The following is a 14,760-nucleotide window of genomic DNA, read 5'->3' as shown; positions in this document are numbered from 1 at the left end:
CGGAGGCGTTTGGTGGACAGAAGTGGCATCGAGGCCGTCAAGGCCCGGATCAATATCTCGGACGTGGTGCGCCGGTATGTTGACCTGAAACCGGTTTCCGGCCGGTGGATGGGGGCGTGCCCCTTCCATCAGGAGACCAAGCCGTCCATGTCCGTGAACGACGAGGAGGGCTTCTTCTACTGCTTCGGCTGCCAGGCGTCGGGCGACGTCATCGATTTTTACGGGCGCATCAACGGCTTGGAATTCAAGGAGTCCCTGGAACAGCTGGCCGCCGAGTGCGGGGTGGAGCTGAGCCACGTGCCGAGCGACCCGCACGCCGCCGAGCGCAAGGCGCGCAAGCAGCTGCTCATGGACATGCACGACGAGGCCAACCAGTTCTTCCAGCGCAACCTGTCCCTGGCCTCCGGGGACCAGTGCCGCCGCTACCTCGCCAACCGGGGCATGACCCCGGAGATGATCGCCAAGTTCGGCCTGGGCTATTCCCCGGAGGACTGGCACGGACTGGACAATTTTCTGCGCACCAAGGGCCGCAGCCCCGAGGACGGGGTGGAAGCGGGGCTCTTGTCTAAAAATGAAAAAAACAATATCTACGACCGGTTCCGGGGAAGATTGATCTTTCCCATCCAAAATTTGTCCGGCCGGGTTATTGCTTTTGGCGGCAGAATAATTACTGAAGGAGAACCCAAGTATCTGAACAGCTCGGATACGCCGATATACAAGAAGGGCGACCACTTGTATGGGCTCAATCTGGCCCGGTCCACCATGACCCGCACCAAGCGGGCCATCCTGACCGAAGGATACATGGATGTCATATCGCTTCACCAGTTCGGCTACACCGACTCCTGCGGCGTCCTGGGCACGGCCCTGACGGCCGATCAGGTGAAACGGCTGGCCGGTTTCTGTTCGCGCGTCGATCTGGTCTTCGACGGCGACGGAGCGGGACACAAGGCGGCCATGAAGTCGAGCAGGATGATCCTGCTCCAGGGCGTGGCCTGCCGGGCGGTCCTCCTGCCGGACGGCGAGGACGTGGACAGCCTGCTCCAGACCAGGGGAGCGGAGGGGTTCGAGGTCTGCCTGAACGAGGCCCCGGACGGTTTGACGTTTTGCATGAACACCCTGCGGGAGGAGTACGCCCCCAGGGATATCATGGCTTGGGCCAAGAGTTTTCTGTCGGAATTGTCCGACGCGTCCTTGCGGGCGTATTACCTGCCCCGGTTGGTGACCGGGCTCGGATTGTCCGAGGCTGACTTCAGGCGCGACGCGGGTGCAGCGGCACCCCAACAGCGCAATCCACGGCATCAGCCCCGACAGACGATGCGAGCCGAGCCGCAACCGGCCATGGGCGTCGGCAAGGACTTTGCGGATGATCGGTATTTTTTACGGTTTTCGATCCAGTATCCGGACTATGTGACGGAACTGGCCAAAAGGGGAATGACCCAGGTTCTTCGCACCGAATGGGCGAGGGCGCTGTGGGAGAAGCTCGAAACAACGCAGCAAGGCCATATCGCGAGCCTGCTGAACGAACAGGAAAAGGGCTTCTACTTCCGGTGCCGCGAAGAACTGCATGAGAACGTCCTCTCCGGCCGGGATTTGCTGGAGGAATGGAATCATATTTGTCACACGATCGCGCTTGAGCAGCAGAAGCTGGACAAGCGCCAGCTCACAGAGGCCATACGCCAGGCACAGCAGAGCGGGGACACGGAACGGGCCATGCAGCTGCTGGCCATGAAGGACTCCCGCAGGAGGGACGATGAGCAACATTAAGGAAATCCAACAGATCAAAGCTCTTATCGCCGAAGGTAAGAAAAAGGGATTCCTGACATACGAAGAGTTGAGCAAGGCCCTGCCTTCCGACTACAACAGCCCCGACCAGCTCGAGGAAATCCACGCCATCTTCGACCAGATGGACATCGCCCTGGTGGACTCGGACGATTCCGACAAGAAGTTGACCGACGATGACGACGACAAGGAGTTGGAGTTCGACGACGCCGACGACGATTCCTCGGAATACGCCTCGCGCAGCACCGATCCCGTGCGCATGTACCTGCGCGAGATGGGCGCCGTGCCGCTGCTCGACCGCGAGGGCGAGGTGGTCATCGCCAAGAAGATCGAAAACGGCGAGATGGACGTCCTCTACTCCCTGGTGGAGGTGCCCGTGGCCGTGGAAGAGCTCATTTCCGTGGGCGAGGACCTGGAAGACGGCCGCATCAAGCTCAAGGACGTGGTCAAGACCATCGAGGAGGACGATCCGTCCGAGGATGAGATGAACCAGCGCCAGCGGGTCATCTTCCTGCTCGCAGAGGTCAAGAAGCTCTACCACAAGAAGAAGAAAATCTACGAGAAGCTCGACTACTGCGCCTGCCTGGACAAGCGCGTGTACGGCGTGCAGCAGGAGATCCTCAGCTACAAGGAGGAGATCGTCACCCGGCTGCGCGACATCAAGCTCGAGAAGACGCTCATCGACCGCATCATCGAGACGGTCAACGACTACGTGCGCCAGATGCACAACTGTCAGCGCGACCTGTCCGCCTATGTCCTGTCCGTGGGCAAGACCAAGGCCGAGATCGAGGAGCTCTTCCAGCAGGTGGACGCCCGGTCCATCAACCCGGTGGCCGCCTCCACACAGCTCGGCATGACCGTGGAGGAGTTCTTCTCCTTCAAGGAAATGCTCGCGGGCAAGCTGGAGATCATGCACCGGCTCCAGGACAAGTGCTGCCACTCCGTGCACGACCTGGAAGAGGTCCTGTGGCGCATCAAGTCCGGCAACCAGACCGCCATGCAGGCCAAGCAGGAGCTGATCCGCGCCAACCTGCGCCTGGTGGTCTCCATCGCCAAGAAGTACACCAACCGCGGCCTCCAGTTCCTGGACCTGATCCAGGAGGGCAACATCGGCCTGATGAAGGCCGTGGACAAGTTCGAGTACCAGCGCGGCTACAAGTTCTCGACCTACGCCACCTGGTGGATTCGCCAGGCCATCACCCGCGCCATCGCGGACCAGGCCCGGACCATCCGCATCCCGGTGCACATGATCGAGACCATCAACAAGCTCATCCGCACCTCGCGCTACCTGGTGCAGGAGCTCGGCCGCGACCCGTCTCCCGAGGAGATCGCCGAGCGCATGGACTACCCGCTGGAGAAGGTCAAGAAGGTCCTCAAGATCGCCAAGGAACCCATTTCCCTCGAGACCCCCATCGGCGACGAGGAAGATTCCAGCCTGGGCGATTTCATCGAGGACAAGAAGGCCACCGCGCCCGCCGAGGAAGTGGTCTCCACCAAGCTCAGCGAGCAGATCGCCTCGGTTCTGTCCGACCTGACCCCGCGCGAGGAGCAGGTCCTGCGCAAGCGCTTCGGCATCGGCGAGAAATCCGACCACACCCTGGAGGAGGTCGGCAAGCTGTTCAACGTCACCCGCGAACGCATCCGCCAGATCGAGGCCAAGGCCCTGCGCAAGTTGCGCCACCCCGTGCGCAGCGCGTTGCTTCGGTCCTACTTCGAGAATTAGCCAACCGAAAGGGCCGGGAAGCACCTCGCTTCCCGGCCCTTTTTTATTGCCATGGAACATCCCGTAGCCGTCTTTCTGGTCCCCGCCCTGGCCTTGGTTCTGGACGCCTGGTTCGGCGACCCAGCCGGCTGGCCGCACCCGGTCCGGCTCATCGGCAGTGGGCTCGACCTGTACGAGGCCGCGGCCCGCAGGCTCGGCGTCAACCTACGCCTGGCTGGCTGGCTGGCCGTGCCCCTGTTCGCCGCTACCGCCTGGTGCCTGGTGGGTTGGCTGACGGCCATTCCGTACCTCGGCCCGCTCCTGGCCGTGTATTTCGCCTTTGCCGGACTGGCCCTGGGCTGCCTGCTGCGCGAGGCCCGCAGGGTGGCCGAATTGCTCGACGCCGGAGACCTGGCCGGTGCGCGCAACGCCCTGTCCATGCTCGTCAGCCGCGAGACCGGCGGCCTCGACGCGGAGGGAGTGCGCCGCTCCCTGGCCGAGACGGTCAGCGAAAATCTCAATGACGGCTTCACCGCGCCGCTGTTCTACCTGGCCCTGTTCGGGCCCGCCGGACTGTGGGCCTACAAGACCGTGTCCACCATGGACTCCATGTGGGGCTATCGCACGGACCGTTTCGTCCGGCTGGGGCAGGGCGCGGCCCGGACCGACGATCTCCTGGCCTGGATTCCGGCCCGGCTGACCGCCCTGTTCCTGTTCGCGGCGGGCCGACGGCTCGGCCTCAAGACGGCCACGGCGCGGGCCCGGTTCCGGGCCGACGCCCTCAAGATGGAGAGCCCCAACGCGGGTTGGCCCATGGCCGCCGCAGCCTGGCTCCTGGAAGGGCGCATGGGCGGCCCCACGGTCTATTTCGGAAAGATCAAGGACAAGCCCGTGCTGGGCCCCGTAGGCACGGTCTGGGACCGTGCCAGGCTCCACAGGCTCTTCCGGCTGGTCCGCAAGAGCGGCAATCTGGCTGCCTGGACCCTCATTCCCGTGCTCGGGTTGATCCGGTTGTTGTTCGCCTGACGGCGAGTCGGGGGAAGGGAGGGAAAAAACTTTTGAGAAAGTTTTTTCCCTCCCTTCCCACGAACCCCCATCCCTCCATTTTTCAAAACTTTTTGGGTCGCTGCGCGAAGTGCGCGGGGCGGCATTGTCCGTGCCGTTTCTAGGTACGCTCTGCTAGCCTGTGCAAAAAAAGACGCGCATCCGCAGACGCACGCCCTTGCCGAAGGCACATAAAAAGTTTGGAAAAGAGGGGGTTGGGGGGTACGGGGAGAAGGGGGAGAAAAACCCTTTTCAAAGGGTTTTCTCCCCCTTCCCCCCGATTCTTTTCGCTATTGGTCGCCCAGTTCGATGCTTCGATAGTAGGACTCGAAGACACCGTCGATGATGTCGCCCCTGAGCGCCTGTCGGTCGAAGTGCATGAGCGCGCGGATGGTCGTGCCGCCGGGGGAGGTGACCATTTCGCGCAGTTCGGACACGGAGTGTTCGCTCTGCTCGGCCATGACCGCCGAGCCGAGGAAGAGGCCCTTGACCATTTCCACGCTTTGCGCCCGGGTCAGGCCCAGGGCCACGCCGGACTCGATCATGGCCTCCATGAAGTAGAAGACGTAGGCCGGGCCCGAGCCGATCACGCCGGTGAAGGCGTCGAAGAGCTTCTCGGGCAGGACGTGCACCTGGCCGATGGAGGCGAACAGTTCGGGGACCAGCGCCTTGATCTCGTCGGTCAGGTTGTGGTTGTCCAGACAGACCGCGGACACGCCGTGACCCACCAGGGCCGGGGTGTTGGGCATGATCCGGACCACAGGGCAACGGTCCTCGGTCCAGTCCTCGTAGGTGGACAGGGGGATGCCCGCGCAGATGGCGATGAGGCATTTGCCCTTGTCGAGCAGAGGCGTCAGTTCCTTGACCACGGGTTCGGCGTGCTGCGGCTTGACGGCCAGGACGATGTAGTCGCACGCCTTGGCGAGATCGGTCGCGCTCTCGTGCACGATGAGCCCGTGTTCCCGGTTGAGCCTTTCCAGGTTGGCCTTGTTGAAGTCCACCCCGTGCAGTTCGATGTCGTCGCGAGAGGCCAGCCCCTTGACGATGGCCGACCCCATGTTACCTACGCCTATGAACCCGATTTTCTTAGTCATTATCCCACCAGCTCGTCGTCGTTGAAGAAGTATGCCACCTCGGTCCTGGCGGTGTCGGGACCGTCGGAACCGTGGCAGGCGTTGTTCTGGATGTTGATGCCGTAGGCCGCGCGGATGGTGCCCTCGGCCGCGTCGGCCGGGTTGGTCGCGCCCATGAGCGCGCGGTACCGCTCGATGGCGTTGTCGCCCTCGAGGCAGGAAACCACCACCGGGCCGGAGATCATGTAGTCCACCAGCTCGCCGAAGAAGGGACGCTCCTTGTGCACCGCGTAAAAGCCCTCGGCCTTGGCGCGATCCATGCGCATCATCTTCATGCCCTTGATCTTGAGGCCGGAGTCGGTGATCATTTTCAGGATCTCGGCGATAAGGCCACGCTCGACCGCATCGGGCTTGATGATGGAAAAGGTCTGTTCGATTGCCATGAAAGCCTCCGTTTGTCTGTTACTGTCCTATACCTGTCGGCAATGATTTGCCAGCATATGGATTGCGGCCCGCACCGGCCTCAACCCAACAACATGCGGTCCGAGACCCCCTCGTCCCCGCGCAGGCGCGAGAACCGTTCGAGCAGGTCTTCGACCTTGAGATTCCTTTTTTCCTCGCCCTCGATGTCCAGGACCACCTGGCCCCGATGGAACATGATCAGGCGGTTGCCCAGGGCGATGGCCTGCTTCATGTTGTGGGTGACCATGAGGGTGGTCAGGTTCAGGGAACCGACGATCTCCTCGGTCAGTTCCAGGACCATGCCGGCGGTCTTGGGGTCCAGGGCGGCGGTGTGCTCGTCCAGGAGCAGCAACCGGGGCCGGACCAGGGTGGCCATGAGCATGGTCAGGGCCTGGCGCTGGCCGCCCGAGAGCAGGCCGGTGTGGGTCTTGAGGCGGTCCTCCAGGCCCAGGCCGAGGATGGCCAGCTTCTCGCGAAAATACTCGCGGTCCTTCTTCTTGACGCCCCAGGACAGCCCGCGGGTCATGCCGCGCTTGTTGGCCATGGCCAGGTTCTGCTCGATGGTCGCCCCGGCGCAGGTGCCGAGCAGCGGGTCCTGGAAGACCCGGCCGATGAGCGAGGCGCGCTTGTGTTCCGGCCATTTGGTGATGTCCAGGTCGTCCAGGACGATCCTGCCGGAGTCCACGGGAAACGACCCGGCCAGGGCGTTGAGGAAGGTGGACTTGCCCGCGCCGTTGGAGCCGATGATGGTGATGAAGTCGCCGTCCTTGACCTCGAGGTCCACGCCGTTCAGGGCGGTCACCTCGTTGACGTCGCCCCGATTGAAGGCCTTGGTGATGCGGGAGACGGAAATCATTTGGACCTCCCGGCCAGGAACTGGCGCTTCATCTTGGGCATGACCAGGGCGAAGACCACCAGGATGGCGGTGATCAGGTTCAGGTCGCTGGGCGTGATCGAGAAGGAGCCGAGCTTGAGACCGAGGGCCAGGCCGATGGCGATGCGGTAGAGCACCGAGCCGAGCAGGGCGGCGATGAGCGCACGGGTGATGGTCTTGTCGCCGAACACTGTCTCGCCGACGATGACCGAGGCCAGGCCCGCGACGACGGTGCCCACACCCATGTTCACGTCCGCCGCGCCCTGGTTCTGGGCCACCAGGGCCCCGGAGGCGGCCACCAGGGCGTTGGACAGCCCCACGCCGCAGATGATGACGATGTCGGTGTTCACGCCCTGGCTGGTGATCATCTGCGGGTTGTCGCCCGTGGCCAGGAAGGCCAGGCCGATCTCGGTGTGCAGGAACCAGATGAGCACGACGACCACGGCGAAGCAGATCAGCCCGAAGAGCAGTGGGGTCGAGTGTTGGGGCAGCACCCCCGTGAAATTATTGAACCAGTCTACCACGGTGTCCTGGCCGAGCAGGGCCATGTTCGGCCGCCCCATGATGCGCAGGTTGATGGAGTAAAGCGCGATCATGGTCAGGATGGAGGCGAGCAGGTGGAGGATCTTGAACTTGGTGTTCAGGATGCCGGTGACCATGCCCGCCAGGAACCCGGCGCCGGCGGCCATGAAGATGGACAGGAGCGGGGAATATCCCGAGGTGATGGCCACGGCCGAGACGGCGGCCCCGAGCGGCAGGCTCCCGTCCACGGTAAGGTCCGGGAAATCGAGCACCCGAAAGGTCAGGTACACGCCGATGACCATGAGGCCGTAGGCGAACCCCTGCTCAATGGCGCCGAAAAATGCGTAGAGAGTCATGTATCGATCCTAATGGTTGCCGTGGCCGGTGCGTCGCGGGCGGGTCCGGCGGAAAATAAAAAAGGCGCGTTGGTGAAGCAACGCGCCTTGTATCGTTTCTGGGCCCGATTGGCAAATGCGTTTCGCGCCTACTCGATGACCTTGGTGGCCCGGTCGATGACCGACTGGGGCAGGGTCACGCCCATGGCCTTGGCGGCCTTGAGGTTGACGTGCAGGTTCAGGTCGTTGAGGAACTCCACGGGCATGTCGCCGGGCTTGACGCCGTCCACCAGGATGCGGGCGGCCATGTCGCCGGTCTGCAAGCCCATCTTGTAGTAGTCCACGGCCACGGCCGCGATGGCGCCGCGCGCCACGGAGTCCACGTCGCCGACGATGAGCGGCAGGTGGTTGTCCTCGCAGACCTTGACGGCCGACTCGATGGCCGAGACCACGGTGTTGTCCGTGCCCACGTAGACCACGTCGCAGCGGCCCACCAGGCTCTTGGCGGCCTGGTACACGCCGCTGGAGTTGGCGATGGTCGCTTCCTCGACATTGATGCCGACCTTGGCGGCCTCTTCCTTCAGGGCCTTCAGGTTGGGCACGGAGTTGGGCTCGCCCGAATTGTAGATGATGCCGATGGCCTTGACGTTCGGCACGATCTCCCGGATCAGGGCCACATGCTTGTCCATGGGGCTGTAGTCGGACATGCCGGTGATGTTCGTGCCGTCGGTGTTCTTGAGGTCCTTGACCAGCCCGGCGGTGACGGGATCGGTCACGCCGGTGAAGACGATGGGCGTGTCGTGGATCTTCTGGGCGCAGGCCTGGGCGCCGGGGGTGGCGATGGCCACCACCAGGTCGGGCTGCTCGCCGATGATCTGGGAGACGATCTGGGTGTTGTTGGCCATATTGCCCTGGGCAATGTGCACGTTATAGGTGAAATCAATGCCCTTTTCCTTGAGACGGTCGGCCACGCCGTTACGCATGGCGTCCAGGGCGGGGTGCTCCACGATCTGGGTCACGGAGATGACGTACTTCTTGCCGGCAAAGGCGGTGGAGGCGACCAGCAGGACGGCCGCCATGAGCAACAGTATCTTTTTCATCGGAAAACTCCTCCTCGAAGTGCTTTTCAAAAGGGAACATTGACCGCCCGGCGGGCTTTTCGTCAAGCCATTTCAAGTTGAAGACGGCGGCTCGCGTCCCAATACAAAAGGGGCCGCACGAAGCGGCCCCGGAAACTCGTCGAAAAACGGACGGATCAGAAGCGGATTTCCTCTTCCTTGATGACCTTGAAGGACTTGTTGCCCTTGACCCGGCCGGGCAGCCCCTGGAACTTGCGCACGCCTTCGACCTCGGCCTCGAGGAGTTCGTCCTCGTCGGTATCGAGGAGGATGATGTCGCCCTCCTGGAGGTAGAGCAACTGGCGGCCGGAGATGGAGGTCCGGCCCAGGCGCACGACCATTTCCACGGGCGTCTCCATGAGCCGCTCCTTGAAGCGGTTGATCCAGACGTGGTCCACTTCGAGCCGTTCGGACTGGAAGGAGGCGTGAAGTTTCGAGCGGATGGGCTCCATGGTGGCGTAGGGCAGGCAGACGATGAGCGAGCCGATGGCGTTTTCGAGCTCCACCTCGAAGGTAACCACGATGACCACGTCCGAAGGCGGCACGATGGCCGCGAACTGGGGGTTCACCTCGGTGCGGACCATCTCCACGTGGACCTCGTGCACGGGCTTCCAGGACTCCTCCATGTTGGCCAGGGCGATCTTGACCACGCGCTCAACGATGGCCTGTTCGATGGGCGTGAAGTCGCGGCCTTCGACCTTGGGCTGGGAGCCCGCGCCGCCGAAGAAGTTTTCGACCAGGGCGAAAACCAGGCGGGAATCGACCACCAGCAGGGCGTTGCCGCGCAGGGGGTCCATCTTGAAGATGGAGATGGAGGTCGGCACCGGCAGGGAGCGCATGAAATCGCCGAACTTGGACATGTCGATGGAGATGGGGTTGATGTCCACCCGCTTGCGCATGGTGTTGGCCAGGGCGTTGGTGCACAACCGCGCGAACCGGTCGTTGACGATCTCGAGCACGGGCATGCGGCCGCGGATGATCCTGTCCTGGTTGGCCAGGTCGAACGCGACCACCCCGGTATCGTCCTCCGGTATCTCGGTCTCGGTCTCGACATCCCCGCCGGAAAGGCCCCGGAGCAGGGCATCAACTTCATCTTGTTCGAGGATTTTGCTCATCTGGACAAAGCCTCATGTACGCCGATCTTACGGCCCGTTTGACCGGCGCGTGCCGGGAAATTGAACGTCGTTGAACAATTAGCAAAAACCGGGCCGTACCGTTTGTTTCCTATCGGCGGATTTTCGGAAATCCTTATGCACCTGCATACCGCGCACCCCCGATCCTGGCAACGAAATGGCGCAATTTACGCCCGATTTCGCCCGATATTGTTTAGAGAAAGATGAGACTTAGTCAAATACCCATATCCGCATAACTCAATATTTCAAGCAATCCGGGATAATGGCGACTGCCGACGGGAAAGACATCCCCATGTCTCGACACTGCGGCCGAAACCGGGCCGCCAGCGGCGTCCGGGGAAAAAACGGGAACGAGGCGGGCGGGACGGCCTATTCCGTGGGCAGTTTCGACAGGGTGATGACCTGGATGGCCGGGTCCCGGCTGTCCTGCCAGGCGCGGAGGGCGTCCAGGGTCTGGCGGTAGGGGTGGCCGATGGCGATGGCCCGGCCCTGGCGCTGGGCCACCCGTTCGGTCTTGCGCAGCTGGAGCAGGATGGCGTTCACGTCCTTGACGTTGTCCAGGAAGGTATCCCGCTCGTAGAAGGGGATGCCCACGGTCTTGGCCGTGGCCCGGCCCACGCTCTTGCCCGAGGTCAGGCTGTCCAGGAAGAACAGCCCGTGGCGCTTGAATTCGGTCAGGGCGACGGCCATGCCCGCCTTGTCGGCGGTGAAACGCGAACCCATGTGGTTGTTCACCCCGATGGCCTCGGGGATGCGCGCCAGGTTGTCCGCCACGCGCTGCCGGACCTGGTCCGGGGTCATTGACACGAACAGGGCGTCGTCCCCCGGCTTGACCTGGGGGTAGCCCATGGGCTCCATGGGGAAGTGAATGAGCAGGTCGTGGTGGGTCTTGGCGATCCACTCCACGCACTCGCGGGTGTGGCTGGCGTGCGGCCAGACCGCGAAGGTCAGGGGCAGGTCCAGCCCGGCCAGTCCCTTGAGCACGCGGTAATCCTCACCCACGTCGTCGATGACCACCACCAGCTTGGGCCCCTTGGCCTCGGGCCGGGCGATGATCTGCGGCGTGGCCTCGAGGAGCAGCCGGTGGGTGCGCTGCCCGCGAATCTCGATGGCCGCCTCGGTGTCGCCGTTGTCCAGCAGGACCGCGTCGGGCAGCCGGTCGAAGAGGCGTCTGCGCAGGGTGACCAGGAAGCGGTTGCGGTCCGTGACCTTGGGGAACTGGAGCACCTGGTAGTGGTACCCGCTGCCCTCGAACCGGCGTTGCTCCACGTCCACCAGGTCGAGGTCGTGCATCTTGAGGTCCAGGTCCCGCATGGTCTCGATGATGGCCAGATCGGCCTGCTTGACCTGGTCCTCCATGTCCGAGGTGACCTCTTCATACACCTTGTCGGGCTGCGGTTCCTCGCGCCGTTCCTCGGCCACGGGCGTGATCACCTGGGGCGGCGGGGTCTGCTTGGTCAGAAGCATCCAGCCGAGCCCGGCCAGGGCCAGGAAGGCGAGGGTGAACAGGAAAATAAGAGGACCGGGCCGATAGATCCTCTTCAGGAGTCCATCGAGCCCGGTCCGGTTTTCGGTATTGGTGTCGGGAGCGCGGTCGTCCATGGGCGCGGCCCGGCCTGCCTACTGGAGTTCCTTCATGCGGGGCAGGCTCTTGACCAGTTCCAGGGCCATGCGCAGCTGGTTGTCGCGGGTGAGCATGTCCTTGGCCTTTTCCGCGTCCTCGTCCTTCTTCTGCTTGGCGGATTTCTGGCCGTTTTCCAGGTGGCCGCTCAGGTCCTTCTCGCGGACCGTGAACCGGTCGCGCAGGTCCATCTCATCCTCGCGCGGCGCCTCGAAGGGGATGCGCAGGTCGGGCTCGATGCCCTTGGCCTGAATGGAGCGCCCGCTGGGGGTGTAGTAGAGCGCGGTGGTCAGCTTGATGCCCGAGCCGTCGGACAGGGGGATGATCTGCTGGACCGAGCCCTTGCCGAAGGAACGTTCGCCCACGATCAGGGAGCGCTTGCGGTCCTGGAGGGCGCCGGCCACGATCTCGGAGGCCGAGGCCGAACCAGCGTTGATCAGGGTGACCATGGGGACCTTGACGTCGTCGGCGTTCTTGGTGGCGAAGAAGTCCTTGCGGTCCGCCTGGTTGCGGCCCTGGATGTAGACGATGGTAACGTCCTCAAGGAAGGTGTCGGCCACGGAGACCGCCTGGTTCAGCAAGCCGCCGGGGTTGTTGCGCAGGTCGAAGACGATGCCCTTGAGCTCGTGGGTCTTGCGGTACTGGTCCACGGCGTCACGCAGGTTCTTGGTGGAGGACTCCTGGAACTTGGTCAGGCGCAGGTACAGGTAGCCGTCCTCCAGGGACTGGGTCTTGACGTTGACGATGGGAATGGTCCCGCGGACGATGGCCACTTCCACCGGCTTGTTGGAATCCTTGTGCAGGATGAGCAGGTTGACGGTGGTGCCCTTTTCGCCGCGGATCAGCTTGACCGCGTCCATGAGGGTCATGTCCTGGGTGGACTCGCCGTCGATCTCGAGGATGATGTCGCCCGCGAGCAGGCCCGCCTTGTAGGCCGGGGTGTCCTCGATGGGCGAGACGACCACGATGCGCCCCTGGTCCATGCTGATCTCGATGCCGATGCCGCTGAACTTGCCGGCGGTGTCCACCTGCATGTCCTTGAAGTCCTCGGGCGAGAGATAGGTGGAGTGGGGGTCCAACTCCTCGAGCATGCCCTTGATGGAATTGTCGATGAGCTCCTTCTTGGTCACGGGCTTGACGTAGTTGCTTTCAACCAGGTCGAGCACCTGCGAGAAGGTCTTGAGCGCTTCGAACTGATCGCCCTTGGCCGCGATGGTCTGGCTCGGGGCGACGGTCAGGGTAAACAGAAGCAGAAAAGTGACTATCCAAAGCGTAACACGCATGAATGCCTCCCGAATAACGGAGTCCTAATGTGTTGGGTCAACGACAATCATCTCAGGGCTGTTAACCAAGTTTGTGGGTTAATTGGTTTTTGATGAAAACGCAATTCAAAATACAGTCCAGGCCCGTCCAGCTTGGGGAAATAGCCCACCGTGCCCAGGGGCTCGTTTTTCTCCACCTCCTGGCCGTTGCGCACGAACGTGTCGGACAAATAGGCGTAAAGGCTGTAATAATTATACCCGTGGTAGATGATGACCACATGCCCGAAGCCGCGCAGGGTGTCGTTGTGAACCACCTTGCCCCAGAAGATGGACTGTACCTGGCTCCCCTCGGCGGCCCCGATGGCCAGGCCGCGCTCCGGGGGATTGGCCTTCAGGTCGAAGCCCGCGACCACCCGCCCCTTGACGGGCCAGGGCAGGGTGCGCTTGTACAGGGCGAACCGCTTGGTCTTCTGGGACTGCAACTGGTATTTGAGCTTCTCGATGGTGGCCAGGATATCGGACAGCTCGGCTTCGGCGTTCTCCTTCTGGCGGTTGATCTTCTTGAGGTTCCGGCGCAGGGCGTACTGGTTGTCCAGGAGCCGGTCCTTGCTCTCGTTCACCTGGGCCAGCTGTTTTTCGGCCTCCTCGGCCAGCTGACGCTGGTTCTCCAGGTTCAGGGCGATCTTCCGCGAATTGTCCCGGGCCTCGTCCAGCTTGCGGCCTGTGGCCGCGTAGATGTCCGCCAGCCAGTTGAAGCGGCGGTCGAACATGGCCCAGTCCTCCACGCCCTCGAAACGCGAGCGGACGTTCTGCAGATGCAGCGGCCACAGGGTGCGCATGAGCCCGGACAGCTCCATGGTGATGCGCTCCTTCTCCTTTTCCAGGGTGAAGTGGTCCTGCTGGGCCTGGCGCTCACTCTCGCGGATGTCGGACAGAACCTTTTCCTGGTCCCGGATGCGCCCCTTGAGCAACTTGACGTCGTCCTCGATGTCCGACAGCCGGGTGGATATCTGCCCGGCCTTTTGGGTCAGCTCGCGGACCTTCCGCTCGTTCTCGTCCGCCTTCTGGTGCTCCTGCTGCAAGGACTCGCTGATGGACTCGTCCTCGGCCTGGGCACAGGCCAGGGCCGGAAGCAGCAGGATGCAACATACTGTCAGGACGAGGAATTTTCGCATGAGAGTCTATTGTTCAAGGAAAGGTTGAAGAGGACAGGCGTCGCACAGGCCCGCCTTTTTCCGGCACCAGTTGGCACCCACGCGGACAATGAGGGCATGGTATTCGTTGTACAGTGCCACATCCTCGGGCAGGGCGTCCATGAAAATGGATTGCAGCCCGTGGTAGTCGATGTCCTCCCAGGCCAGGCCGTGGCGGCCAAGGATGCGGGCCGTGTAGGCGTCCACCACGAAGGTCGGGAAATCCAGGGCGTAGAGCAGGATGCAGTCCCCGGTCTCGGGCCCGATGCCGTTGATGGACAGGACCTTGGGCCGCAGTTCGGCGAGCTCCCGGTCCTTCAGGGCGAGCAGGTCGAACTCCGCCTCGTCCTTGAGGAATTGCAGGAAGTTGTGAATCCGCTTGGCCTTGATGTTGTAATATCCGGCCGGACGGATCAGCTCGGCCAGACGCGGCACGGACAGGGCGTGCAGGGGTTCGGCTTCGAGCACGCCCGCGTCCTTGAGGTTGGACAGGGCCTTTTCCACGTTCTTCCAGTTGGTGTTCTGGGTCAGGATGGCCCCGATGGCGATCTCGAACGGGGTCTCGCCCGGCCACCACTCGCTCGGGCCGAGGGTGGCCAGCATGGCCTCGTACATATCCATCAGGGTGCCGGGCAGGGCCAT

Annotated in this window: 13 protein-coding genes; 3 read left to right on the top strand and 10 right to left on the bottom strand. The window is 63.0% G+C overall.

Annotated features, from left to right (window positions below; translation table 11 throughout):
* The first annotated feature begins 12 nt into the window (after window positions 1-12).
* The 3 genes from dnaG to cbiB are packed head-to-tail and all read left to right on the top strand — an operon-like array spanning window position 13 to window position 4,507.
* Complete coding sequence (gene dnaG, locus DND132_RS02605; protein ID WP_014321152.1) at window positions 13-1,764, top strand: DNA primase; 1,752 nt, start codon at window positions 13-15, stop codon at window positions 1,762-1,764.
* Window positions 1,751-3,502: an RNA polymerase sigma factor RpoD gene (rpoD, locus tag DND132_RS02600; RefSeq protein WP_014321151.1), complete on the top strand. Its 1,752-nt coding sequence runs from the start codon at window positions 1,751-1,753 to the stop codon at window positions 3,500-3,502. Before dnaG ends, rpoD begins: the two co-directional genes overlap by 14 nt.
* Before the next feature lie 51 nt (window positions 3,503-3,553).
* A complete protein-coding gene (cbiB, locus tag DND132_RS02595) occupies window positions 3,554-4,507 on the top strand; it encodes an adenosylcobinamide-phosphate synthase CbiB (protein ID WP_014321150.1) in 954 nt (317 codons plus the stop codon).
* Between the two features lie 308 nt (window positions 4,508-4,815).
* Here cbiB and proC read toward each other — a convergent pair whose 3' ends face one another.
* The 10 genes from proC to DND132_RS02545 form a co-directional block, all read right to left on the bottom strand.
* Window positions 4,816-5,619 (bottom strand): pyrroline-5-carboxylate reductase, encoded by an 804-nt coding sequence (gene proC, locus DND132_RS02590; RefSeq protein WP_014321149.1) that lies wholly within the window; start codon window positions 5,617-5,619, stop codon window positions 4,816-4,818.
* Window positions 5,619-6,041 (bottom strand): nucleoside-diphosphate kinase, encoded by a 423-nt coding sequence (gene ndk / locus DND132_RS02585; protein WP_014321148.1) that lies wholly within the window; start codon window positions 6,039-6,041, stop codon window positions 5,619-5,621. Before ndk ends, proC begins: the two co-directional genes overlap by 1 nt.
* A gap of 80 nt (window positions 6,042-6,121) precedes the next feature.
* Window positions 6,122-6,916, bottom strand: a complete 795-nt coding sequence (locus DND132_RS02580; RefSeq protein ID WP_014321147.1) for an ABC transporter ATP-binding protein — start codon at window positions 6,914-6,916, stop codon at window positions 6,122-6,124.
* Window positions 6,913-7,812, bottom strand: a complete 900-nt coding sequence (locus DND132_RS02575; protein WP_014321146.1) for an ABC transporter permease — start codon at window positions 7,810-7,812, stop codon at window positions 6,913-6,915. The genes DND132_RS02580 and DND132_RS02575 overlap by 4 nt, the downstream gene beginning before the upstream one ends.
* Before the next feature lie 128 nt (window positions 7,813-7,940).
* Window positions 7,941-8,891 (bottom strand): ABC transporter substrate-binding protein, encoded by a 951-nt coding sequence (locus tag DND132_RS02570; protein WP_014321145.1) that lies wholly within the window; start codon window positions 8,889-8,891, stop codon window positions 7,941-7,943.
* Between the two features lie 155 nt (window positions 8,892-9,046).
* Window positions 9,047-10,024: a flagellar motor switch protein FliM gene (gene fliM, locus DND132_RS02565; protein ID WP_014321144.1), complete on the bottom strand. Its 978-nt coding sequence runs from the start codon at window positions 10,022-10,024 to the stop codon at window positions 9,047-9,049.
* A gap of 387 nt (window positions 10,025-10,411) precedes the next feature.
* A complete protein-coding gene (locus DND132_RS02560) occupies window positions 10,412-11,644 on the bottom strand; it encodes a divergent polysaccharide deacetylase family protein (RefSeq protein WP_014321143.1) in 1,233 nt (410 codons plus the stop codon).
* 18 nt (window positions 11,645-11,662) lie between these two features.
* The gene (locus DND132_RS02555) at window positions 11,663-12,946 is read right to left on the bottom strand and encodes a S41 family peptidase (protein ID WP_014321142.1); all 1,284 of its coding nucleotides are present in this window, start codon (window positions 12,944-12,946) and stop codon (window positions 11,663-11,665) included.
* Between the two features lie 47 nt (window positions 12,947-12,993).
* A complete protein-coding gene (locus DND132_RS02550) occupies window positions 12,994-14,100 on the bottom strand; it encodes a murein hydrolase activator EnvC family protein (protein ID WP_014321141.1) in 1,107 nt (368 codons plus the stop codon).
* A gap of 6 nt (window positions 14,101-14,106) precedes the next feature.
* A complete protein-coding gene (locus DND132_RS02545) occupies window positions 14,107-14,760 on the bottom strand; it encodes an endonuclease III domain-containing protein (RefSeq protein ID WP_014321140.1) in 654 nt (217 codons plus the stop codon).

It is taken from the genome of Pseudodesulfovibrio mercurii (genome assembly GCF_000189295.2).
Lineage (GTDB): Bacteria > Desulfobacterota > Desulfovibrionia > Desulfovibrionales > Desulfovibrionaceae > Pseudodesulfovibrio > Pseudodesulfovibrio mercurii.
Note: the sequence above shows the minus strand (reverse complement) of the source record. Positions and strands in the feature narration are given on the sequence as shown.